The organism is Tepidimonas aquatica (assembly GCF_007556585.1).
GTDB lineage: Bacteria > Pseudomonadota > Gammaproteobacteria > Burkholderiales > Burkholderiaceae_C > Tepidimonas > Tepidimonas aquatica.
The window spans coordinates 24,505-46,469 of record NZ_VJNA01000012.1 but is presented as its reverse complement, the minus strand read 5'-3'; the positions used below and the strand labels follow the sequence as shown (position 1 = coordinate 46,469).

General features: G+C 65.6%; 22 protein-coding genes. 11 read left to right on the top strand and 11 right to left on the bottom strand.

The genetic code is table 11. From position 1 onward, the window contains the following. Positions 1–37 precede the first annotated feature (37 nt). Together Taqua_RS06025 and Taqua_RS06020 are read right to left on the bottom strand one after the other, a co-directional pair. The gene (locus Taqua_RS06025; protein WP_144325640.1) at positions 38–667 is read right to left on the bottom strand and encodes a response regulator; all 630 of its coding nucleotides are present in this window, start codon (positions 665–667) and stop codon (positions 38–40) included. After that, complete coding sequence (locus Taqua_RS06020; protein ID WP_144325638.1) at positions 664–1,767, bottom strand: ATP-binding response regulator; 1,104 nt, start codon at positions 1,765–1,767, stop codon at positions 664–666. The genes Taqua_RS06025 and Taqua_RS06020 overlap by 4 nt, the downstream gene beginning before the upstream one ends. 116 nt (positions 1,768–1,883) lie before the next feature. On the opposite strand from Taqua_RS06020, the gene Taqua_RS06015 reads away from it, so the two are divergent. From Taqua_RS06015 to Taqua_RS05990, 6 genes are read left to right on the top strand one after another with little or no spacing between them, the layout of a single operon-like run. Continuing rightward, positions 1,884–2,402: a hypothetical protein gene (locus Taqua_RS06015; protein WP_342780902.1), complete on the top strand. Its 519-nt coding sequence runs from the start codon at positions 1,884–1,886 to the stop codon at positions 2,400–2,402. Between the two features lie 30 nt (positions 2,403–2,432). Next, the gene (locus Taqua_RS06010; RefSeq protein ID WP_132963433.1) at positions 2,433–2,795 is read left to right on the top strand and encodes a response regulator; all 363 of its coding nucleotides are present in this window, start codon (positions 2,433–2,435) and stop codon (positions 2,793–2,795) included. Between the two features lie 36 nt (positions 2,796–2,831). Continuing rightward, a complete protein-coding gene (locus Taqua_RS06005; RefSeq protein WP_144325636.1) occupies positions 2,832–5,105 on the top strand; it encodes a chemotaxis protein CheA in 2,274 nt (757 codons plus the stop codon). Beyond that, positions 5,102–5,938, top strand: coding sequence for a CheR family methyltransferase (locus Taqua_RS06000; RefSeq protein WP_144325634.1), 837 nt, complete (start codon positions 5,102–5,104; stop codon positions 5,936–5,938). The genes Taqua_RS06005 and Taqua_RS06000 overlap by 4 nt, the downstream gene beginning before the upstream one ends. Next, on the top strand, positions 5,935–6,570 hold the full coding sequence (cheD, locus tag Taqua_RS05995) for a chemoreceptor glutamine deamidase CheD (RefSeq protein ID WP_144325632.1): 636 nt from the start codon (positions 5,935–5,937) through the stop codon (positions 6,568–6,570). Before Taqua_RS06000 ends, cheD begins: the two co-directional genes overlap by 4 nt. A gap of 15 nt (positions 6,571–6,585) precedes the next feature. After that, the gene (locus Taqua_RS05990; protein ID WP_144325631.1) at positions 6,586–7,719 is read left to right on the top strand and encodes a protein-glutamate methylesterase/protein-glutamine glutaminase; all 1,134 of its coding nucleotides are present in this window, start codon (positions 6,586–6,588) and stop codon (positions 7,717–7,719) included. Positions 7,720–7,733: 14 nt separating this feature from the next. On the opposite strand, the gene Taqua_RS05985 is transcribed toward Taqua_RS05990, so the two are convergent. Beyond that, entirely contained in the window at positions 7,734–8,462 is a 729-nt protein-coding gene (locus Taqua_RS05985) for a hypothetical protein (RefSeq protein WP_144325629.1), read from the bottom strand. 189 nt (positions 8,463–8,651) lie between these two features. Between Taqua_RS05985 and Taqua_RS05980 the strand changes: the two genes are divergently transcribed. The 5 genes from Taqua_RS05980 (at position 8,652) to Taqua_RS05960 (ending at position 13,087) form a co-directional block, all read left to right on the top strand. Next, positions 8,652–9,587 carry a branched-chain amino acid transaminase gene (locus Taqua_RS05980; protein ID WP_144325627.1) on the top strand — a complete coding sequence of 312 codons (936 nt, stop codon included), beginning with the start codon at positions 8,652–8,654 and terminating at the stop codon, positions 9,585–9,587. A gap of 30 nt (positions 9,588–9,617) precedes the next feature. Continuing rightward, positions 9,618–9,839, top strand: a complete 222-nt coding sequence (locus tag Taqua_RS05975) for a zinc-finger domain-containing protein (protein ID WP_144325625.1) — start codon at positions 9,618–9,620, stop codon at positions 9,837–9,839. A 249-nt stretch (positions 9,840–10,088) separates the two neighbouring features. Next, positions 10,089–10,424: an integrase core domain-containing protein gene (locus tag Taqua_RS05970; RefSeq protein ID WP_144325623.1), complete on the top strand. Its 336-nt coding sequence runs from the start codon at positions 10,089–10,091 to the stop codon at positions 10,422–10,424. Between the two features lie 39 nt (positions 10,425–10,463). Continuing rightward, positions 10,464–11,735 carry an O-antigen ligase family protein gene (locus tag Taqua_RS05965; protein WP_144325621.1) on the top strand — a complete coding sequence of 424 codons (1,272 nt, stop codon included), beginning with the start codon at positions 10,464–10,466 and terminating at the stop codon, positions 11,733–11,735. A gap of 287 nt (positions 11,736–12,022) precedes the next feature. Next, positions 12,023–13,087 carry a glycosyltransferase gene (locus Taqua_RS05960; RefSeq protein WP_246094639.1) on the top strand — a complete coding sequence of 355 codons (1,065 nt, stop codon included), beginning with the start codon at positions 12,023–12,025 and terminating at the stop codon, positions 13,085–13,087. Here Taqua_RS05960 and Taqua_RS05955 read toward each other — a convergent pair. The 8 genes from Taqua_RS05955 to Taqua_RS05920 form a co-directional block, all read right to left on the bottom strand. Beyond that, a complete protein-coding gene (locus tag Taqua_RS05955; RefSeq protein ID WP_144325617.1) occupies positions 13,078–13,845 on the bottom strand; it encodes a glycosyltransferase family 25 protein in 768 nt (255 codons plus the stop codon). The two genes, Taqua_RS05960 and Taqua_RS05955, sit on opposite strands and share 10 nt — an antisense overlap. Before the next feature lie 16 nt (positions 13,846–13,861). Further along, positions 13,862–14,350, bottom strand: coding sequence for a thioesterase family protein (locus Taqua_RS05950; RefSeq protein WP_144325615.1), 489 nt, complete (start codon positions 14,348–14,350; stop codon positions 13,862–13,864). 123 nt (positions 14,351–14,473) lie between these two features. Continuing rightward, on the bottom strand, positions 14,474–15,238 hold the full coding sequence (locus tag Taqua_RS05945) for an enoyl-CoA hydratase (RefSeq protein ID WP_144325614.1): 765 nt from the start codon (positions 15,236–15,238) through the stop codon (positions 14,474–14,476). 17 nt (positions 15,239–15,255) lie between these two features. Next, positions 15,256–16,491, bottom strand: a complete 1,236-nt coding sequence (locus Taqua_RS05940; RefSeq protein WP_144325613.1) for an acetyl-CoA C-acyltransferase — start codon at positions 16,489–16,491, stop codon at positions 15,256–15,258. Positions 16,492–16,513: 22 nt separating this feature from the next. Beyond that, complete coding sequence (locus Taqua_RS05935; protein WP_144325612.1) at positions 16,514–18,925, bottom strand: 3-hydroxyacyl-CoA dehydrogenase/enoyl-CoA hydratase family protein; 2,412 nt, start codon at positions 18,923–18,925, stop codon at positions 16,514–16,516. A gap of 36 nt (positions 18,926–18,961) precedes the next feature. Beyond that, positions 18,962–19,408, bottom strand: a complete 447-nt coding sequence (locus Taqua_RS05930; protein ID WP_412556175.1) for a DUF2147 domain-containing protein — start codon at positions 19,406–19,408, stop codon at positions 18,962–18,964. Between the two features lie 28 nt (positions 19,409–19,436). Continuing rightward, complete coding sequence (locus tag Taqua_RS05925) at positions 19,437–21,245, bottom strand: acyl-CoA dehydrogenase C-terminal domain-containing protein (RefSeq protein ID WP_144325611.1); 1,809 nt, start codon at positions 21,243–21,245, stop codon at positions 19,437–19,439. Positions 21,246–21,284: 39 nt separating this feature from the next. Then, on the bottom strand, positions 21,285–21,956 hold the full coding sequence (locus tag Taqua_RS05920) for a TetR/AcrR family transcriptional regulator (RefSeq protein ID WP_144325610.1): 672 nt from the start codon (positions 21,954–21,956) through the stop codon (positions 21,285–21,287). Positions 21,957–21,965: the final 9 nt, after the last annotated feature.

The following is a 21,965-nucleotide window of genomic DNA, read 5'->3' as shown; positions in this document are numbered from 1 at the left end:
CCGTGGGTGGGCCGCCGGCCGTTTATCGTCAGCGCGGCTACACCAGCTTGTTGCGGATGGCGTAGACGGTCAGCTCGGCGTTGTTGCTCAGGCCGAGTTTTTCGAGCACACGGGCGCGGTACACGCTCACGGTTTTGGGGCTGATCATCAGCGCCTCGGCGATCTGCGACAGCTTTTTGCCAGACGCAATCATCTTGAGCGTTTGCAGCTCGCGCTCCGACAGCACGTCGTGCAGCTCGCCCCCCTCGGGCGCCTGCAGGTGGTTGGCCAGCAGCTCCGCGATGTCGGGCGTGATGTATTTGCGCCCCTGCGCCACGGCACGCACGGCGGCCACAAGCACCTGCGGGTCGCCCCCTTTGTTCAGGTAACCCATCGCACCGGCCTTGAGGCAACGGATCGCGTACTGGTCCTCCGGATACATGCTGACCATGATGGTGCGCACGGGGCTGGCCTCCTCGTGCAACACGGCCAGGATTTCCAGCCCACTGCGCCCGGGCAGGTCCACATCGAGCAACAGCACGTCCGGGGTTTCGCGGCGCAACGCCTCGCGCAGCTCGGGGTAGCTGCCCGCTTCGGCCACCACGCGGATGTCGGTGGCTTCCTGCAACGTGTCGCGGATGCCCCGGCGCACGACCGCGTGGTCGTCGCACAACATCACACGGATCATAGGCTAGCGTCCTCCTCGGCGGCACGGCGCGCCGCCTCGCTCAATGGTACCGAAAGGATCAGCGTCATGCCTTCCCCCGGCGCCGTGACGACATCCAGCCAGCCGCCCACCGACTGCGCGCGCTCGCGCAGGCCCAGCAGGCCAAACGAGCGCTCCTTGCGCAACGCCTCGGGCGCCGCGCCGCGGCCATCGTCGGCCACTTCGATGGTCAGGTGATCCTCCAGGTCGCTGACCTCGACGCGCACGCGGCGCGCCTGGGCGTGCTTGAGCACGTTGGTCAGCGCTTCCTGCACGGTGCGGTACGCAGCCATCTCGACCCGCGGCGGCAGCGCGGCGCGCGCCAGTCTGCCGTGCAGCGTGACGTCCAACCCCGTGCGCTCGGCGAACGTGCGCGTCAGCCACTGCAGCGCGGCCATCAAACCCTGGTCCAGCACCGCGGGGCGCAGGTTGCGCATGATGCGCTGGCTGGCCCCCAGGGCCTGTTCGGCCATCGTCAACGCCGAGCGCACGTGCGCCAGCGCTTCGGGGTCGGTCAGGCGACGCTGCAGCCACGCCAAGTCCAGCCGCACCGCCGCCAGCGCCCCGCCGATGTCGTCGTGGATCTCGCGCGCGATATCGGCGCGCTCGCGGTCGATGCTGGTTTGCAGGTGTTCGGTCAGCTCCAGCAGGCGCTGACGCGACTCGGCCAGCGCGGCCGCGGCCTCGGCCTGGCGGCGGCGCGTGGCGTGCAGCTCCAGCGCCCGCTGCAGCACGTGCGGCAGGCGGGTCAGGTGCTGCTTGTCGACGTAGTCGCTCACGCCCCGCACCATGGCGTCGGCCACCGTGGCCTCGCCAATCGCGCCGGAGACCAGGATGAACGGCAACTCGATGCCCTGCTGCTGCATCCAGGTCCAGGCCTCCATGCCCGAAAACCCCGCCAGGTGGTAGTCGGCCAGCACCGCGTCCACCCCCGGCGTGGCCAGCGCCTGCTGGAACGCCGCCAGCGTGTCCACCGACGTCACCTCGGCATCCAGCTCGGCGCGGCACAACGCACGCACCAGCAACCCATGGTCCACAGGGTTGTCTTCCAAGTGCAGCAGGCGCAGCGGCGGGGGGCTCATGATGGGTGCGGTGACGAAACGGCGACTTTACGGGTTGATGCCGGTGCCTACGGGCACACAAAGCCAGTATATTTGTGAACTACGCAGTTGCACGGGCCATGCAGGCCCCACTGACCATGACCGACCCGGACGGCACCCCGACCCCGCAACGACGCCGCTGGCCGCGTGAAGAGGTCACGGTGGTCGAGCCACGCCCGCCCGAGCCGCAGGAGGACGAGCCCACCGTGACGGTGCGTCTGAGCGCCGTGGCGGATCTGCAGGACTCGCTGCTGGCGGCGATGAACGACCTCAAACGCCTCGAGGGGCTGCTGGACCACGCCACCGCCAATTTGCTCGACCGCCTCAACCGCGCGGTGGCCGCAGCCGAGGCGCTGCCCCCTGAAGCCGCCCTGGGCACCGTGGCGGAGCTGCGCGAGTCGGTCCAGATGGCCCTGCTGGAGTTGCAATTTCACGACATGTCCACCCAGCTGCTGGTGCACGTGGGCAAGGTGCTGCGCGGCTGCGCCTACATGCTGGCCGAGCAGGTGATGGAACCGGAAGAAGACGAGGTCGGCATGGTGGTGACGCACCTGCCGCAAAACCCCAACCCCGTGACCCAAAGCGAGATGGACGCCGGTTCCATCGAGCTGTTCTGAACCCCACGTTGAGCGCACAAGGTTAGCCCCATGCACACGATTTTGGCCGTTGACGATTCCGCATCGATGCGCAAGATGGTCTCGTTCACCCTGGTGGGCGCCGGTTTTCAAGTGGTCGAGGCCGTCGACGGCGTCGACGCCTTCGAAAAAGCACAAAAACAAAAATTCGACCTGGTGCTGACCGACCAAAACATGCCGCGGCTCGACGGCATCGGCCTGGTGCGCAAGCTGCGTGAGCAGCCCGCCTACGCCACCACGCCGATCCTGATCCTGACCACCGAGTCCAGCGACCAGATGAAACAGGCTGGCCGTGCCGCGGGGGCGACCGGCTGGCTGGTCAAGCCGTTTGACCCCAACCGGCTGATCGAAGTCATCCGCAAGGTGATCCGCTGACCCCTTTCCACCCTCACACGCCCGGGCTGCACGACCATGGCTGACACCGCGACCGACGGCTTCGACCTGACCCAGTTCTACCAGATCTTTTTCGAGGAGGCAGGCGAAAACCTCGAGCAGATGGAGCAGCTGCTGCTCAACCTGGACCTCGACACGGTCGACGACGAGACGCTCAACGCCATCTTCCGCTGCGCGCATTCGATCAAAGGCGGTGCGGCCACGTTCGGCTTTGAGGACGTGGCGGAACTGACCCACCAAATGGAGTCACTGCTGGACAAGCTGCGGCGCCACGAACTGGCGCCGACAGCGGCGATGGTGGATGTGTTGCTGGAGTCGAGCGACGCCCTCAAAGGCCTGCTGGCGCGCCACCAAGGGTTGGCCAACGACGCGCCAGAAACCGCAAGCCTGGTGGCACGCATTCGGGCGTTGGCCAGCGGTCAGGCCGCGCCCCCCGTATCGCCACCACCACCGCCACCGGCACCCGCGCCCAGCCCGGCGCCGCTGGCGGCCGGCGGCATGCCGGCGGCCAGCCCGCCGGGCGCACCGCGACAGCTGCGCGCGGTCATTGGCCCGCTGGATCGGCTGGAGCTGGCCGACCCGATCAAGGACCTGTTCCGCGACATCGAAGGCCTGGGGACCATCACGGCCGAGCGCACCGAGGGCGCGCAGCGCATTTACGAGATCAACACCACCAGCAGCGATGACGAACTGCTGGATCTGTTTTCCTTCCACGTTGCGCGCGAACACATCCGGCTGGAGCCGCTCAGCCCTGCAGCTCCCGCGCCCGCGGCAACACCCCCGGCCACGGCTGCCCCCGCCACGGCCGACACGGACCTGGAGCACAGCCGCGACGTCATCGAGGAGGGCTATGGCCTGTTCGCCGGCGCGCCAGGCAGCCCCGTGGCGGGCACACGCCCAGACGCCAGCGGCGCCCCGGCGCCCGCCCCGGATGAGGTGCATGGGTACGGTCTGTTCCCTGGTGCCCCGGGCAACCCCGTGACACCCGACGACCACGCGGCACAGCTGCGTGCCGAGATCGCCGCCGTGCAGGCCAACGCGGCCGCCGGCGGTGTCGCGGCGCAGGCCGACGCGCGCGCGCGCGACGCCGCCAAAGCCGCGCGCAACGCCGCCAGCGCCCAATTGGAAACGACCACGCTGCGCGTGTCGGTCAGCAAAATCGACCAGCTGATCAACCAGGTGGGCGAGCTGGTCATCACGCAGGCCATGCTGGCGCAGTACAGCCGCGACCTTGATGCCACCGTCCACCAGCAGCTGCTGGCGGGCCTGGCCGACCTGGAGCGCAACACGCGCGACTTGCAGGAATCGGTGATGTCGATCCGCATGATCCCGATGTCGGTCGTCTTCAACCGCTTCCCGCGCATGCTGCGCGACCTGGCCACCAAGCTGGGCAAGAAGGTCGAGCTGGTCACCCATGGCGAAGCCACCGAGCTCGACAAGGGCCTGATCGAAAAGATCACCGATCCGCTGACGCACCTGGTGCGCAACAGCTGCGACCATGGCATCGAACTGCCGGCCGAGCGCATCGCCAAAGGTAAGCCGGAGGTGGGAACGATCACGCTGTCGGCCGCACACCAAGGCGGCTCCATCCTCATCGAAGTCCGGGACGACGGCCGCGGCCTGTCGCGCGACAAGCTGCTGCGCAAAGCGCGCGAAAAAGGCATCCCGTGCTCCGACGACATGAGCGATCAGGAGGTCTGGCAGCTGATCTTTGCGCCGGGCTTTTCTACCGCCGAGGTTGTCACCGACGTCTCGGGGCGCGGCGTCGGCATGGACGTGGTGAAAAAGAATATCCACGCGCTGGGCGGTACCGTCGAAATCGATTCGGCCGAAGGCTACGGCATGAGCGTCAAGGTACGCCTGCCGCTGACACTGGCCATCATGGATGGCATGACAGTACGCGTCGGCGACGAGGTCTATATCCTGCCGCTGTCGTCGGTGGTGGAATCGTTCCAGGTCGAGTCCAGCAGCATCAACACGGTGGCGCAAAGCGCGCAACTGGTCAAAGTACGTGACGAATACATGCCGGTGGTGGCGCTGGACGCGCTGTTTCAGGTGCCACGCAAGGGCAGCGACGCGGGTGCCAACAGCATCATGGTGGTCATCGAATCCGACGGCGCACGGGTGGCGTTGATGGTGGACGAGCTGCTGGGCCAACAGCAGGTGGTCATCAAAAACCTGGAAGCCAACTACCGCAAGGTGCCCAACGTGTCCGGCGCCACCATCTTGGGGGATGGCAGCGTGTCGCTGATCCTTGACACCTCTGCCTTGGTGCGGCGCGCTCGGCCATGAAGCCCGATGCCGCAGCCCAACTGCAAACGTGCGAATTTGCGTGGACCTCGGCGGATTTTGAGCGTATCCGCCAGCTGATCTACCGCCACGCTGGCATCAGCCTGCACGAAGGCAAACAGGCCATGGTGTACAGCCGCGTGTCGCGGCGGCTGCGCGAAACCGGGCACGACAGCTTTCGCGCCTACCTCGACTGGTTGGAAAGCAGCCGCGATCCGGACGAGTGGCAAGAATTTGTCAACGCGCTCACCACCAACTTGACGTCGTTTTTTCGCGAGCAACACCACTTCGTGGAGCTGGCGCGGTTGGCCCGCGAGCAGCCCACGCACGACTGGAAAATCTGGTGCAGCGCCGCCTCCACGGGCGAGGAACCGTATTCGATCGCCATCACGATGAGCGATGCGCTGGGCCCCGGTGGGCGTTTTCGCGTCTGGGCCAGCGACATCGACACGCGCGTGCTGCAAACCGCGCAGCGTGGCGCCTACAAACTGGAGCAACTGCGCCTGCTGTCGCAGGAGCAACTACGCAAGTACTTTTTGCGCGGCAAGGGCGCCAACGAGGGCCTGGCGCGCGTCAAGCCCGAATTGCAGCGCCATGTGGAGTTTTTCACGCTGAACCTGATCGATGAACACTGGCCATTGCGCGAGACGTTCGACGTCGTCTTTTGCCGCAACGTCATGATCTACTTTGATCACGACACCCAGCGCAAGGTGCTGGCCCGCATCCACCGCGTCCTCAAGCCCCACGGCACGTTGTTTGTCGGCCACGCCGAAAATTTCTCCGACGCGCGTGACCTGTTTCGGCTGCGCGGCAAAACCATGTATGAACGGGTATGACGTCGTCCGTGCACTCCCCTGCCCACGTGCAGGTTCTCCAGTCCCGCCCGCGTAAACCGGGCGAGGCGTCGTTCTTTTTTTTCGATCAGCATTTCAAATACGCAGCGGTCAAGGTGCTGCCGGGCGAGTATTTCGTTGCCGATGAAGATATTCTCATCATGACGGTGCTAGGGTCGTGCATCGCAGCTTGCATCTGGGATTCGCGCCTGCGCATCGGTGGCATGAACCACTTCATGCTGCCCGAAGGCGGCGCCGACGCCGGCGGACGCTACGGCTCGTACGCGATGGAGCTGCTGATCAACGAACTGGTCAAGCGTGGCTCGACGCGCGAATATATGCAGGCCAAGGTGTTCGGCGGTGGCGCGGTCATCGCCGGCATGACCAGCATGAACGTTGGCGAGCGCAACACCCAGTTCGTGCAGGACTACCTGGCCACCGAGCGCATCCCGGTGGTGTCCAAAGACGTGTTGGACATCTACCCGCGCAAGGTGGTGTTTTTTCCAGTCACCGGCAAAGCCATGGTCAAGCGCCTGGCGCACGCCCACCCCGATCTGCTGGAGCAGCAGGAGCGCCAAGGCACGGCCACCCGGCTGGCCCAGGCGCGCGCCGGCGGTACCGTCGACCTGTTCTGAGCTATCCTTACCCCCATGGCGAAAATCAAGGTGGTCGTCGTCGACGACTCGGCGCTGGTGCGCAGCCTGCTGTCCGAGATCATCAACCGTCAGCCCGACATGGAATGCGTCGGCACGGCCGCCGACCCCCTGCAGGCGCGTGAAGTCATCCGCGAGCGCAACCCCGACGTCATCACGCTCGACGTCGAAATGCCCAAGATGGATGGGCTGGAGTTCCTGGCGCGCCTGATGCGCCTGCGTCCGACGCCCGTGGTGATGGTGTCGACGCTGACCGAACAAGGGGCCGAGACCACGCTGCGGGCGCTGGAGCTTGGCGCGGTGGATTTTGTGGCCAAGCCGCGCATCGGTGTGGCCAGCGGTCTGCAGCAATTGGCCGACGATATCGTCGACAAAATCCGTATCGCGGCCAAGGCCCACGTGCGGCGGCCAGCCGCCGTCACCCCGGCCTCGGCCACGGCCACCGCCGCGGCATCCTCGGGCGCCGCCAGTGCTTCGGTACGCAGCGGCGCCCTGGGGGGCTCGCCGCCACCCGCCCCTGCTACCCCGATTCGGCTGTCGACCGAGAAGGTCATTTGCATTGGCGCGTCCACCGGCGGCACCGAAGCCATCAAAGAAATCCTGATGCAGCTGCCGGCCGACGCCCCGGCCGTCGTCATCACCCAACACATGCCACCGGGCTTCACCGCCAGCTTTGCCGCGCGGCTCGACAGCCTGTGCCGCATCCGCGTGTCCGAGGCGCGCGATGGCGAGCGCATCTTGCCCGGCCACGCCTACATCGCGCCGGGTGGCAACCAGTTTTCGATCGCGCGCAGCGGCGCCAACTACGTCGCGGTGGTCGACGACTCCCCGCCCGTCAACCGCCACAAACCATCGGTGGAGGTGCTGTTTCGCTCCTGCGCGCGCGTGCTGGGACCCAACGCCATTGGCGTCATGCTGACCGGCATGGGGGCCGATGGCGCCGAGGCAATGAAAGAAATGCGTGACGCCGGCGCCTACAACATCGCGCAGGACGAAGCCAGCTGCGTCGTGTTCGGCATGCCGAAAATGGCCATCCAGGCCGGCGCCGTGCACGCGGTGCTGCCACTGAAGGATATCGCCCGCGCGATCATGGAACGGGTGGCGGCAGCCGGGGTGCGCCACCGCATCTGAACAGGGCCGCGCCGTTACACCAACCGGTCGATTTGCTGCCCAGTCGGGGCGGCCGGGTTGGCACTGTCAGACGCTGCGCCGTAGGTCTGCTGCGGCTCACCGGGGGGCAAGTTCGCCAGCGGCGGCGCGTTGAGGCGGCTGTGCAGTTCCTCCAGCGTCTTGGCGCGCTGCTGCGCTACTTCACGCGCCTCGTCACCGATGACCATGTCCACCGCCGCACGGCTGGCCTTCCACAGGTTGGGCAACAGCTCTTTGATTTGGGTGTCCAAGGCTTCCAGCGCGGGGTTTTTAACCGGCGGAAACCCTGGATCGTCGCCGGCCTTGGCCTGCTGTGCGTCCTTGGACGGCGCTTGCTCGGTGCGGCGTTGCGCGTCCTGCTGTTGCTGCTCACGTTCCACCCGTGCGCGCTCGGCGCGCCGCTGCTCGTCCTGCGCGGCCTGCGCCTGGGCACGCTGCCGCGGTCCGACGTCGGGCCCCTCCACCGGCAAACCGGTGCGCTCCGGCGCACGGGCGTTGGTTGGCAGCTGCGCCTGCTGGGCTTCCTGCGCGGGCGGCACCGGCGCCAACGGCGGGGCAGCGGCGGCCTGCGCACGCGCCGCCTCACCTTGCAGCGCCACTTGGTCGGCACCGACGGCTTCACGCGCAACCGCGTTGCCCGGCCGTGTCGGCGTCACTGGCTGCGCGCGCACGGTCGGGGTCACCTGGGGCGCAGGCCCTACAGCGATGGACGAGATGGTCAACATGGCGCAATCCTCGGCTCGACGACCCAACCCAATGGGCACACGCCCCGGGCTCACCGTTGTTATCGGCCAGCTTGAGCGCGACTTTAGGGCGTCGTGCGCCGTTTTTCAAGCCACCGCCCACCTTACAATCGTATTATCGGCAGCGCGCGGCGTGCGCCGCGCCCAACGACGACCCAACAAGGACGACCCATGGCAACCCCGCTCCCACTGCACGACCGCGACGGCAAAATCTGGATGGACGGTGAACTGATCGACTGGCGCGACGCCAAGGTGCACGTCCTGACCCACACCCTGCACTACGGCTGCGGCGCCTTCGAGGGGGTGCGGGCGTATCTGACCGAACGCGGCACGGCGATTTTTCGGCTGCAGGAGCACACCGAGCGCCTGTTCAACAGCGCCAAGATCCTGCGCATGAAAATCCCGTTCAGCATGGAGGAGGTCAACGAAGCGCAGCGCGCCGTCGTGCGCGCCAACGGCCTGCAGAGCTGCTACATCCGCCCGCTGACCTGGATCGGCTCCGAAAAGCTGGGCGTCAGCCCCAAAGGCAACCGCGTGCACCTGATGGTGGCGGCTTGGGCATGGGGCGCCTACTTGGGCGAAGAGGGCATGAAACGCGGCATCCGCGTCAAGACCTCCAGCTACACGCGCCACCACGTCAACATCACGATGACCCAGGCCAAGACGGTGTCCAACTACACCAACTCGATCCTGGCCAACATGGAAGCCACCGACGACGGCTACGACGAAGCGCTGCTGCTGGACCCGAGCGGCTTCGTCTCTGAAGGCGCTGGCGAAAACCTTTTTATCGTCAAAGGTGGCGTGATTTACACCCCCGACCTGTCGGCCGGCGCGCTCAATGGCATCACGCGCAACACGGTGCTGCACATCGCGCGCGACCTGGGTCTGGAGGTGGTGCAAAAGCGCATCACCCGCGACGAGGTCTACATCGCCGACGAGGCGTTCTTCACCGGCACCGCCGCCGAAGTCACCCCGATCCGCGAACTGGACCGGGTGACCATCGGCGCCGGCCAGCGCGGCCCCATCACGGAAAAAATCCAAAACGCATTTTTCGACATCGTCAACGGTCGCAACCCCAAGTACGCGCACTGGCTGACGTTGGTCTGAGCCATTTGTCTGCCCAACACGAGCAACGCCATGACCGCCACCACCCAAGCCCCCGCCGTGGTCGAGCTCGCTGCAGCCGACCTCAACGCCCACGGCCGCATCCACTGCCCGCATCCTAAAGCCGGCATGGAACTGTGGAACAGCCACCCACGCGTCTTTCTGGACCTGAGCCACACCGGGCAGGCGCAGTGTCCGTATTGTGGGACGGTGTACCGCGTGGCGGCTGACGCCCAGGCAAAGGGGCCCATCTGAGTCGTCGCGGAAGCGCCGACACCGCTTCCCGTCCCCACCGTGAATCAAGACGTCGCAGCCTTTGCACCCTACGAGCGCAGGAGGGCGCGCTGCGCGCCCGCTTCTATCGGCCCTCATCGAGGCCTGCTGGCTGCGCATCCGCACGATCCTGACAGACAACGGTAAGGAGTTCGCCGACCGCTTAGTCACCACGGGCGATCTCACCGCGCCGGGCAGCACGCCTCAGACGAGGCGTGCGCTGGGCCGGGCATCGAGCATCGGCTCACGCCCCCATGCCGGCCCCAGACCAACGGCATGGTGGAACGCTTCAACGGCAGGATCGAAGAGGTGCTCAGGAGCCACCACTTCGTCAGCGGCCAGGATCTGCAGCAGACTCTTCTGCGCTACGCTTGGCTCTACAACCACCATCTGCCCCAGGCAGCGCTCGACGCCCGCACGCCCATGCAGATCATGAAGGACTGGTACCAGCGAAGGCCGGAGCTGTTTCACAAGAGGCATCATAATCATCCGGAATATGACAGTAGTGCGTTCCCATGGGATGGTGGCAGGCTCGGGTACAAGGCAGATCAGGGGTGTTGCACTTGATTATTGACTCCGCCTTATTGACTCCGCCCATCTAAGACCATGAAAACGAAAAACCTTCACCACATCGGAAGCGCCGCCAACACCGCGACAATAATTACCATATTATTTTTTTCGCTATTACTTAATATCCCCGCAGCCGGAGAGTCAATTTTCTTGTTTCTCAGCATAATTGGGCTAATCTCACTAAAGCAACAAAAACTCTACCCAGATAAAAAACTAAACTTTTTTATCATTGGCGTAACATCTATATTTTGGTTAAAATTTTTTTCATTATTATGGTCAATTGATACCAGAGCGACTTTGCGCGATATTGGCACCCACATCCATTTTCTCCTGGCACCCCTAATTATCATTGCGTTTCACACCGCACAAAACTTACTGGCAGCACTCAAATTTGGCCTCAAAACGGCCGCAGCCATGCTTCTACTTTGGATGATCTATCACACTATAAACTATGGCTTCCCAATTACCGAGGCACTCAGAATGGAAGCCGGCGCCCAAAACCCTGGAGTCTTAGGTCAAATAGTCGGCGTTTATGCCGCATGGGCTCTACTCCTCGGTCTGAAGTCTCGTGATAAAAGTCTCCTGCTATCCTCGGCCATTTTCCTGGGCGCAGTTTACTTCGCGGGAGGACGTTCACACTGGACAGCGTCATTGGCAATTTACCTTGCAACCTTGATTTACATCGCACGCGATACCAGACATTTTAGAACCGTTGCGCTCATATCAATTATTCCACTATTTGCGGGCGCAATGGCCATATGGCCGCGCGTCGAAAAGGCATATGACGAATATCAACTCTATCTAAACTCATGGCAAGCCTATCGATCCGGAGCCATCACAACTAAAGAACTACGGCAGGCAGCCAGCTCTTCCGTGGGAAACAGAGCTGCGCTCTACATTATCGCACTCAATACATGGCCAAAGTCACCGTGGCTCGGTTTCGGAGCAGGAACTTCCAAACACGTCATCGACCAAAACGCTCCCCTTCAGTCCAATGACTTAGTATCAGGCCACTGGCACCAACAATATATTCACATACTGATGGAATTAGGGATTCTAGGCTTTCTCGCTCTTATTTTTTCGATTTCGCTGATGATAAAATATCTGAAAACACCAAAACCACCGACCAACGGCAATACTTCGCTAGAATTATTCTTTATCACGCTAGCTCAAATAGCAATCGTAGGATTATTCACCGGCTCTATGCAGCAGGGTCTACTCAACACCCATATAGCGGCATCTTTCGCTTTTTGTGCCGCCCTCAAAATAAAGGAAAGCACACAAAACAACCCTGCAACGCAGCCTTGACGCCTCATTGCACATCTTCATCAAGCACCGACAAATATCCAACAAAATTTGCTCACCATTAGGCTTCTTGTCTAAACCAAATACTCAAAGAGCTCTTCATCAGGATCTCAAGGAGAAAATCAATATCAATAAAATATATCAATCACCTCATGTCACCCCCCCCTGAGCCCGGCTAGTGTTGCCCACACAATAGCCAAATCAATATGACATCGAATCGCATCGAATTTGCACCTCGGCCACTACGGGTCCTACACGTGGTCACGGGGGGCTTTTCCGGGGCCACCCAGGTGGCTATCGATCTGTGCGCGGACGACTCGGGGCTGCAAACGCTGCTGGTGCTGCGGCGCAAGCGGCAGACGCCGGCGCACCGCATCGACGAGCTGCGCCGCCGCGGCATCGCGGTGGAGACCGTGCCCGGCTGGCCCCATGCGCTGACCGTGTGGCGGCTGGCCCACCTGTGCCGCGCGTGGCGACCACACGTGCTGGTGGCGCATGGCTTCAGCGACCATCTGTGGGGCCGCTGGGCCGGCCTGCTGGCGGGTGTGCCGCACCTGGTTCAGGTGGAGCACAATGTGCGCGAGCGGTATGGCCGGTGGCGGCTGTGGCAGTCGCGCTGGCTCGCGCAACACACCGATGCGCTGGTCGGTGTCTCGGACGCGGTCCGGGATGCGCTCGTGCGGCTGGGTCATCCGGCATCGCGCTGCATGACCATTCACAATGGCATCGATCTGTCGCGGTGGTCGGCCGGCCGGCCGTGGGACGAACGCGAGGCCGCCGTCGTCATGGCAGCCCGGTTTGCCCGACAGAAGGACCACGAGACCCTCATCCGTACCGCACGCGAACTGCTCGATCGCGGCACGCCCATGCCCTTCTATCTGGCCGGTGGCGGCAGCCGCCGCTGGCGGGATCGGGCCGAGCGCCTGGCCGAGCGGCTCGGCGTCACGCCGTGGGTGCATTTTCTGGGACCGGTCAGCGATTTGCCGTCCCTCTACGGGCGGGTTCGCTATTGCGTGCTCAGCTCCCACTACGAGGGCCTGGGCCTGTCGCTGATCGAAGGGATGGCCAGTGGCTGCTGCGCCATCGGCTCGGACGTCGAGGGCATTCGCGAGGTGATCGACGATGGCCGCACGGGCGTGCGCGTCCCCCCCGGCAATGCCATGGCACTGGCGGACGCACTGACCGCGCTGAACGCGGCCCCCGACGCTGGGCGTGCGCTCGCCCAAGCGGGCCAGCAGGATGTGCGGGCGCGTTTCGACCGGCGCTCGATGCAGGCGCGGTACCGGGAACTGCTGATCCGCCTGGCAGCGGGCGATTCACCCACCGATCGGGCGGGCGGTGGCCGTCAACCCTGAGAGCGCCGAGCGAGCTCGGCGGGCAGGACCTGTCGGCGCCGATGCCATGCGTTGCGCAACGAATAATCGAGTTGCGCCGACCAGCGCCGCCAGCGCCCTGCCCAGGTCCGACCGGGTCGCCCCCCGTGCCAGATGCTGCTCGCTTCCGACCCGGCCCCCAGCGTCACGACCCCGGGCACGACGCCCAGCACGCGCAGGTCCGCCTCCCACCAGTAGCGCACGTCCACATCCACGGGCCGGCCGAACGGACGCCGGTGCTGCAGCAGCTTGGCGGCCCCGGTGCGACTCAGGGCGTAGCCGTTGCTCATGCTGGGCACGCGGCGGTAGGCCACCAGCTGGTGGGCACCGGTCAACGGCGTAGCGGCGGCCGGCCGCTCGTTGCGCCGGCTGTACAACTTGATCACATCCCACCCCTCGGGGGGCAGCGCCTCAATCGCCGCCAGCACATCGGCAACCGCGTCGGACAGCTCGACATCGTCCTCCAGCACGATCAAGGCGGGCGCGGTGGAGGCCAGCAGATGCTCGCAGGCCTTGAGGTGGCTGGCGTAGCAGCCCTTCTCGCCATCGACCAGCGGGCGGTCGAACTGGCGCTGGTTCAATGCCGGGTCGTACAGGCGGGTGCGGCTGGCCTCGTCCAGCACCGCCCACGCCACAGCCGGCAGGCGCTCGAACGGCAGCCCGTGGCGCCGCAGCATCGCCTCCATCGCCTGCCGCCGCTGGGCGTCCCGGTCGAGGTTGATATAGACGACAGGCAGCATCGGCGTGGCCGAGCCCTCAGGACACGATATAAGCCCCAGCCCCCGTGGCCAGCAGCTTGCCATCCGTGCCCAAAAACGCCATGCGGGTGGAGGCCACGCGCGAGCCTAGGCGCAGCACCTCGGCTTCGAGCACGAAGGCCTGGCCGATGCCCGGGCGCAGGTAGTCGATGCGCAGGTCGATGGTACCCAGCTTGGCGAAACGATGCAGCCGTTGCGCCGGCGGCTCGTCCATGTGGCGTGCGCCGATGGCGGCCATCACCGCCAGCCCCCCCATCGCGTCCAGGCCGGCGCTGATAACGCCGCCGTGGACGCGGTGGTAAGCATAATGCCCAACCAGCTCGGGACGCATGTCGATGCGTGCGCGCACTTGGTGCGGCGCGATGTCGGTGATCCGCAGGCCGAGCACCCGGTTGAAGACGATTTTGTCTTCAAAAATTTCCCGCACGCCGGCGATGAACTCGGGCTCGAAGGCGATCGCAGGGTCAGGGGAAGCGTCACGTGTCATCGTGGGGCCACCTTTCGGGAAACGATTATCGGGCACCTGGGCAAAGGCCGCCGTCCACGACGGTCGTGGACAGTGGCCCCAGAGTTATCCCGGCCAACGAAATGTCGGCCTGCGCGCCGCCGCTCAAAGGCGGCTGAAGTCGGGGGTGCGCTTTTCCAAAAAGGCGGCAAACGCCTCTTTCGCAGCCGGCTCGCGCAGCATGCGGCCAAAGATCGCCCCTTCCTCGGCCATACGCTGCAGGACCGCGTCTTGCTGCGCGCCTTTCATCAGGCGCTTGGTCTCGACCAGCGACGTCAGCGGTTTGGCGGCCAGCTTGCGCGCCATCTGCTGGGTGTAGCCGTTGGTCTCATGGGGTGGCAATACTTTGTTGACCAGGCCCACCTCCAGCGCCGCTTCGGCGTAGATCGGCTCGCCCAGCAGCAGCGCCTCGGCCGCACGGTGGTAGCCGAACATCTGCGGCGCGATCAGGCTGGAGGCGCCTTCGGCGCACAGCCCCAGGTTGACAAACGGCATGGAAAACGCCGCATTGTCGCCGGCGTACACCAGGTCGCAGTGGAACAGCATCGTGGTGCCGATGCCGACCGCGGGCCCACACACCGCCGCCACCAGCGGTTTGGGGAACGTGGCAATGCCGCGCAGAAAGCGAAACACCGGGCTGTCGGTGCCGGCAGGCGGAGCGTGGAGGAACTCCTCGATGTCGTTGCCCGCCGAAAACATCGCCTCGTTGCCCTGAATGACCACAACGCGAACGGCCGCATCGTCAGCGGCCCGCACCAGCGCGTCAGCCAACACCGCGTACATGGCGCTGGTCAAGGAGTTTTTGCGCGCGGGGCGGTTGAGCGTCAGCGTGAGCACGCCGCCTTCGGTGTGTTCGAGGATGTCGGTCATCGTGGTCTCCTGCACCATCATACCCGCTCGAAAATCCCGGCCGCACCTTGCCCCATGCCGACGCACATCGTGACCATGCCGTAGCGCAGCTGGTGGCGGCGCAGCGCGTGCACAACGGTGGCCGAGCGGATGGCACCGGTGGCCCCCAGCGGGTGGCCCAGCGCGATGGCGCCGCCCATCGGGTTGACCTTGGCGGGATCCAGGCCAAGCTGGTTCATCACCGCCAGCGACTGCGCGGCGAACGCTTCGTTGAGCTCAATCCAGTCCAGGTCGTCTTGCTTGAGGCCGGCGGCCTTGAGCGCGGCGGGGATGGCTTCGATCGGGCCGATGCCCATGATGTGCGGCGGCACCCCACGGCTGGCGTAACTGACAAAGCGCGCCAGCGGCTGCAGGCCAAAGCGCTTGATGGCGTCCTCGCTGGCCAGGATCAGGGCGCCGGCGCCGTCGGAGGTTTGCGAGCTGTTGCCGGCCGTCACCGTGCCCAGCCCCGTGGGCGTGCGATCGGCGCGCCACGGCGTGGCAAAGACGGGTTTGAGCTTGGCCAGCGCTTCCAGGTTGGTGTCGGCGCGCGGGCCCTCGTCCAGCGTGACGGTGCGCGTGGTGGTGCGCACCTCGCCGCTGTCCAGGTCCAGCGTGCGCTCGACCACGTCCACCGGGGTGATTTCGTCGGCGAACTCGCCGGCCTGCTGCGCGCGGATGGCGCGCTGGTGCGACTGCAGCGCAAATTCGTCCTGCGCCTGGCGCGACACCTTCCACTGCTGCGCCACCTTCTCGGCGGTCAGCCCCATGCCGTAGGCGATGCCGTAGTCGTCCACATCGTCGGTGTTGGCAAAGATCGCCGGGGAGAGGCTGGGCGTGTTGCCCATCATCGGCACCATGCTCATGCTCTCCACGCCGGCGGCAATCATCACGTCGGCCTCGCCGACGCGGATGCGGTCGGCGGCCATCTGCACCGCCGACAGACCGGAGGCGCAGAAACGGTTGACGGTGATGCCGCCCACGCTCTTGGGCAGACCGGCCAGCACCGCGCCGATGCGCGCGACGTTCAAGCCCTGCTGCGCCTCGGGGATGGCGCAGCCGCAAATCACATCTTCGATGGCCGCGGGATCCAGCCCCGGCACCTGGCGCAGCGCCGCGCGCAGCACGTGCGCCAGCAGGTCGTCCGGGCGGGTTTGGCGAAAGTAGCCTTTGTGCGACTTGCCAATCGGCGTGCGCGTGGCCGCCACGATGTAGGCGTCTCTGAGGGATTTCATGCTCGTTTTCTCCGCATCCGGTTCAGTTGCGCAGCGGCTTGCCGTCGTTGAGCAAGGCCATGATGCGCTGCTGCGTCTTGGGCTGCACGATGAGCGCGCAAAACGCCTCGCGCTCCAGCTTCATCAGGTACTGCTCGTTGACCAACGTGCCTGGGTCGACGTCACCGCCGGTGACCACATGGGCGATGCGTTGCGCGATTTCGAAGTCGTAGGCGGTGATGAAGCCGCCATCGCGCATGTTGACCAGTTGCCCCAGGATGGTGGCCTTGCCGCTGCGGCCCGCCACTGGGAACAGCCGCGGCAGCGGGGGGCGGTAGCCGGCTTCGCGCATCGCCTGCGCGGTACGCAGCGCCACGTACAGCAGCTCGTCACGGTGCGGCACCACGATGTCGCTGTCCAGCAAGTAGCCCAGCTTGCGGCTTTCCAAGGCGCTGGTGCCCACCGTGGCCATCGCGGCGGCCTTGAAGCCCTCGGTCAAGAACGGCAACAGGTCGGTGCCCGTCGAGAAACGGGCGTTTTCGGCGGCGCGGCGCGCGATGTAGGTCAGCCCACCGGCGCCGGGGATCAGGCCCACGCCCACTTCCACCAAACCCATGTAGCTTTCCATGTGCGCCACGCGCCGCGCGCAGTGCACGGCCAACTCGCAGCCGCCGCCCAGCGCCATGCCGCGTACCGCCGCCACCGTGGGCACCTGGGCGTAGCGCAGGCGCAGCATGACGCGCTGCATTTCCGCCTCCACGGATTCGATGGCCTGCACGCCCATCGCGGCAAACGCGGGCAGCGTGGCTTGCAGGTCGGCCCCGACCGAAAACGGCTCATCACCCGACCACACCACCAGGCCGCCGAAGCGGGCTTCGGCCTCGTTCACCGCGCGGTCCAACCCTTCGACCACCGCCGGGCTGATGGCGTGCATTTTGGTCTTGAGGCTGGCGATCAGCACATCGTCCAGGCCCGCGCGCGGCAGCGTCCACAGGCGGATGGCGTCGTCTTCGTAGACGGTGGTGCCGTCGGTACGCCAGTCGGGGCCGGCCTCGCCCAGCACACGCTCGCGGTAGAGCTGGCGCGCGTGCACGGGCAGCGTGCGCGGCGGCTCGAAGCGGCCGGTGCTCGGGTTCCACGACCCTTCGGGCTGGTGCACACCGCCGCGTTCGGCCACCGGCCCCTCAAAGACCCAGGCCGGCAGCGGGACACGGCTCAGCGCCCGGCCGGCGTCGATGTCGTCTTGCACCATGCGGGCCACGTCCAGCCAGCCGACTTCCTGCCACAACTCGAACGGCCCCTGGCTCATGCCAAAGCCCCAGCGCATGGCTTGGTCGACGTCACGCGCCGTCTCGGCGATCGACTGCAGGTGCAGCGCCGCATAGTGAAAGCTGTTGCGCAGGATGGCCCACAGGAAGCGCCCCTGCGGCCCTTCGGCGTTGCGCAACAGGCGCAACCGCTCGGGCGCGGGCTTTTTGAGCATGCGCCCGTACACCTCGTCGGCCTTGGCGCCCGCGGGCACGTACTCGCCGCTGGCCAGATCGAAGCGCAGCACGTCGCGCCCAACCTTTTTGTAAAAGCCCGCCTTGGTCTTTTGGCCCAGGTGCCCCTTGTCCAGCAGGGCCTGCAGCACCTTGGGCGTGGCGAAGGTGTCGTAAAACGGGTCCAGCTCGGGGCTGAGCTGCGTTTGCATCGTGCGAATCACGTGCGCCAGCGTATCGAGCCCCACCACGTCGGCGGTGCGAAACGTCCCGCTGGAGGCGCGGCCCAGGCGCTTGCCGGTCAGGTCGTCGACGATGTCGAACGTCAGGCCGTAGCGTTCGGCCTCCACCATCGTGGACAGCATGCCGGCGATGCCGATGCGGTTGGCGATGAAATTGGGCGTGTCCTTGGCGCGCACGACGTTTTTGCCCAGCGTCGTGGTGACAAACGCCTCGAGCTGGTCCAGCACCTCGGTGCGCGTGGCCGGGGTGGCGATCAGCTCCACCAGCGGCATGTAGCGCGGCGGGTTGAAAAAGTGGATGCCGCAAAAGCGCGCCCGCAGGCCGTCGGGCAACGGCTCGGCAAGCTGCCGGATCGACAGGCCCGAGGTGTTGGAGGCCAGGATGGTGTGTTGGCCCAGGTGCGGGGCGATGCGGGCGTACAACTGGTGCTTCCAGTCCATGCGCTCGGCGATGGCCTCGATCACCAGGTCGCACTCGGCCAGCAGGCCCAGGTGCTCGTCGTAGTTGGCGGGCTGGATCAGCTCAGCCTCGTCGGCCACCCCCAGCGGGCTGGGCTTGAGTTTTTTCAGGTTGGCGATGGCTTGGCGGGCGATGGCGCTTTTGTCGCCGCCCTCTTTGGGCAGATCGAACAACACCACCGGCACACGGACGTTGACGAGGTGGGCCGCGATTTGCGCGCCCATCACGCCCGCGCCCAGCACCGCGACACGGCGAACTTGGAATTTGGACATGGATGGCATTCCTTGGTTGAACGGGGCGCGCTTGTTTTACTGCGCGCGCACCCAGGTTTGCGTGCGACCGATGAACAGGATCGAGCCGCGCACCTCCAGCTTGGCGCCGCCGTCCACCGGCGTCAGGCGCACGTTGTACGTCTTGCCGGTTTCGGGGTCGAGGATGCTGCCGCCTTCCCACACGTCTTTGCCGGGCACCTTGCGCACGCCACGGATGATGTCCATGCCCAGGATCGGCTGGTCCTTGCGGTCGTCGGTGCATTCGGTGCAGCGGCGGTTGGGGTCCGCGCCCTTGCGCAGCAGCTTGTCGATGCGGCCGGTCAGCACGCCGTCGTGCTCGGTGATGACGACTTCGCTTTTGACCTCTTTGGTCTGGTCGTCGATGGTGTGCCAGCGGCCCACCGGCGTCATTTGCGCCCACGCGGGCAGCGCCAACAGCGCCGCCAACGCGGCCGGCATCAGGGTACGCAGTGTCGTGTTCATCGGTCGTCTCCTCAGGGTGGGGCTGGCCTCAGATCCCCTCCACGCCCAGCGCGGCGTCGGTTTGCATCAGGTTGGCCACCCCCGCGCGGGCTTGACGCATCAGCGTGGCGGTCTCGGGGAACAGCCGCGCGAAATAAAAGCGCGCCGTTTGCAGCTTGCCTTGGTAGAAGGGGTCGGTGCTGCCCGCGGCGACGGCCTTGAGCGCCGCCGACGCCATGCGCGCGAAGAAGTACGCAAACACCAGGTGCCCGGCCACGCGCAGGTACGGCACCGCCGCCGCACCGGCTTCGTCAGGGTTTTGCAGCGCCTTGAAGCCGATTTCGGTGGTGAACTTGGTCATTTGCTCGGCCAACTGCGCCAGCGGGTTGATGAACTCGCTCATCTTCTCGTTGACGCCCTCCTCTTCGATGAGGGCCTGCACCAACTTGCCGAACTTTTTCAGCGTGGCGCCGTTGTTGGCCAGCACCTTGCGGCCCAGCAGGTCCAGGCTCTGCACCGTGTTGGTGCCTTCGTAGATCATGTTGATGCGGGCATCGCGCACGAACTGCTCCATGCCCCACTCTTTGATGTAGCCGTGCCCGCCGAACACCTGCAGGCACTCGTTGACCGCCACAAAGCCGTTGTCGGTCAAGAACGCCTTGGCGATCGGGGTCAGCAGCGCCAGCAGCTCGGCGCTGTCCTTGCGCACCTGCTCGTCGGGGTGGTGCAGCTCATGATCCAGCAGCAGCGCGCAGTAGATCAACAGCGCACGGCCGCCTTCGGCGTAAGCCTTGGCGGTCAGCAGCATGCGACGCACGTCCGGGTGCACGATGATGGGGTCGGCCGGCTTGTCTTTGGCCTTGGGGCCCGAGAGGCTGCGCATCTGCAACCGATCCTTGGCGTAGGCCAGGGCGTTTTGGAACGCCACTTCGGTCAGGCCCACCGATTGGTTGCCCACCCCCAAGCGGGCCGCGTTCATCATCACGAACATGGCCTGCAGGCCCTTGTTGGGCTGGCCCACGAGCGTCCCCACCGCGCCGTCCAGAATCATCTGGCAGGTGGCGTTGCCGTGGATGCCCATCTTGTGTTCCAGGCCGCCGCAGTAGATGGCGTTGCGCTCACCCAGCGAGCCATCCGGGTTGACCTTGTACTTGGGCACGACAAAGAGGCTAATACCCTTGGTGCCGGCCGGTGCGTCGGGCAGACGCGCCAGCACCAGGTGCACGATGTTGGCCGCCATGTCGTGCTCGCCGGCGCTGATGAAGATTTTTTGCCCGGTGAGCTTGTAGGTGCCGTCAGGTTGCGGTTCGGCCTTGGTGCGCAGCAGGCCCAGGTCGGTACCGCAGTGCGGCTCGGTCAGGCACATGGTGCCGGTCCACTCGCCGCTGACCAGCTTCGGCAGGTACAGGCGCTTTTGCTCCTCGGTGCCGTGGGCGTGCAGGCACTCGTAGGCGCCGTGGCTCAGGCCCGGGTACATCGTCCAGGCCTGGTTGGCGCTGTTGAGCATTTCGTAAAAGCACTGGTTGACCACAAACGGCAAGCCTTGCCCGCTGTAGGCCGGGTCGCAGCTCAGCGCCGGCCAGCCGCCAGTCACGTACTGCTCGTACGCGGCCTTGAAGCCGGTCGGCGTGGTGACCTCGTGCGTGGTTTTGTCCAGGCGGCAGCCCTCGGCGTCACCGGTAATGTTGAGCGGGAACGTCACCTCGGCGGCGAACTTGCCACCCTCTTCCAGCACGGCGTTGATGGTGTCGGCGTCGACCTCGGCGTGCGGCGGGCAGACCTTGAGTGCATCGACGACGCGAAACACCTCGTGCAACACGAATTGCATGTCGCGCAGGGGCGGGTTGTACTGGGGCATCGTGGGTCTCCTTGACAAAACGGATGTGGGGTGAATAACTCAGGCGCGCGACGCCTGGTAACGGGCGATCAGGTTGTCGAAACCGGTGCGGGCGTGGCGCAGGCCGTCGGGGTTGCGCAGAAAACGCGCCTCGTAATGCAGCGCCAGGATCAGGCCGTGAATTTCGAACGCCACCTGCGCGGGGTCGGCGTCGGCGCGCAGATGGCCTTCGTCGATGGCCATCTGCACCGCTTTGCGCACGGCCGCCTGCCAGGTGTTGACGGTGGCCACCAACGCATCGCGCACGGCGCCGGGGCGGTCGTCGAACTCCACCGCGCCGCTGATGTAGATGCAGCCGGAATCGATTTCCAGCGAGGTCTGGCGCATCCAGTGGTCAAACAGCGCGCGCAGCCGTGGCAAGCCACGCGGGGCGGCGAGCGCGGGGCGAAACACTTCACGCTCGAAGCGCTCGTGGTACTCGCGCACCACCGAGATTTGCAGCTCCTCGCGCGAGCCAAAGTGGGCGAACACGCCCGACTTGCTCATGCCCATCAGCTCGGCGATGGCGCCGATGCTCAGGCCCTCCAGCCCCACATGCGAGGCCAGCGCCAGCGCCGCATCGACGATGGCCGCCTTGGTCTGCTGGCCCTTGTGGGGCGCGCGCGTCGGACGACGCCGACGCTGCGCCACCACCGCGACGTCGGCGGACTCACCCTGGGCGGTGTCGGCCATGCGTACCTC

Bases quoted from the DNA above. Each gene is read 5' to 3' on its own strand.
- Taqua_RS06025 (WP_144325640.1), bottom strand. From the start codon at position 667: ATGATCCGTGTGATGTTGTGCGACGACCACGCGGTCGTGCGCCGGGGC.
- Taqua_RS06020 (WP_144325638.1), bottom strand. From the start codon at position 1,767: ATGAGCCCCCCGCCGCTGCGCCTGCTGCACTTGGAAGACAACCCTGTG.
- Taqua_RS06015 (WP_342780902.1), top strand. From the start codon at position 1,884: ATGACCGACCCGGACGGCACCCCGACCCCGCAACGACGCCGCTGGCCG.
- Taqua_RS06010 (WP_132963433.1), top strand. From the start codon at position 2,433: ATGCACACGATTTTGGCCGTTGACGATTCCGCATCGATGCGCAAGATG.
- Taqua_RS06005 (WP_144325636.1), top strand. From the start codon at position 2,832: ATGGCTGACACCGCGACCGACGGCTTCGACCTGACCCAGTTCTACCAG.
- Taqua_RS06000 (WP_144325634.1), top strand. From the start codon at position 5,102: ATGAAGCCCGATGCCGCAGCCCAACTGCAAACGTGCGAATTTGCGTGG.
- cheD (WP_144325632.1), top strand. From the start codon at position 5,935: ATGACGTCGTCCGTGCACTCCCCTGCCCACGTGCAGGTTCTCCAGTCC.
- Taqua_RS05990 (WP_144325631.1), top strand. From the start codon at position 6,586: ATGGCGAAAATCAAGGTGGTCGTCGTCGACGACTCGGCGCTGGTGCGC.
- Taqua_RS05985 (WP_144325629.1), bottom strand. From the start codon at position 8,462: ATGTTGACCATCTCGTCCATCGCTGTAGGGCCTGCGCCCCAGGTGACC.
- Taqua_RS05980 (WP_144325627.1), top strand. From the start codon at position 8,652: ATGGCAACCCCGCTCCCACTGCACGACCGCGACGGCAAAATCTGGATG.
- Taqua_RS05975 (WP_144325625.1), top strand. From the start codon at position 9,618: ATGACCGCCACCACCCAAGCCCCCGCCGTGGTCGAGCTCGCTGCAGCC.
- Taqua_RS05965 (WP_144325621.1), top strand. From the start codon at position 10,464: ATGAAAACGAAAAACCTTCACCACATCGGAAGCGCCGCCAACACCGCG.
- Taqua_RS05955 (WP_144325617.1), bottom strand. From the start codon at position 13,845: ATGCTGCCTGTCGTCTATATCAACCTCGACCGGGACGCCCAGCGGCGG.
- Taqua_RS05950 (WP_144325615.1), bottom strand. From the start codon at position 14,350: ATGACACGTGACGCTTCCCCTGACCCTGCGATCGCCTTCGAGCCCGAG.
- Taqua_RS05945 (WP_144325614.1), bottom strand. From the start codon at position 15,238: ATGACCGACATCCTCGAACACACCGAAGGCGGCGTGCTCACGCTGACG.
- Taqua_RS05940 (WP_144325613.1), bottom strand. From the start codon at position 16,491: ATGAAATCCCTCAGAGACGCCTACATCGTGGCGGCCACGCGCACGCCG.
- Taqua_RS05935 (WP_144325612.1), bottom strand. From the start codon at position 18,925: ATGTCCAAATTCCAAGTTCGCCGTGTCGCGGTGCTGGGCGCGGGCGTG.
- Taqua_RS05930 (WP_412556175.1), bottom strand. From the start codon at position 19,408: ATGAACACGACACTGCGTACCCTGATGCCGGCCGCGTTGGCGGCGCTG.
- Taqua_RS05925 (WP_144325611.1), bottom strand. From the start codon at position 21,245: ATGCCCCAGTACAACCCGCCCCTGCGCGACATGCAATTCGTGTTGCAC.
- Taqua_RS05920 (WP_144325610.1), bottom strand. From the start codon at position 21,956: ATGGCCGACACCGCCCAGGGTGAGTCCGCCGACGTCGCGGTGGTGGCG.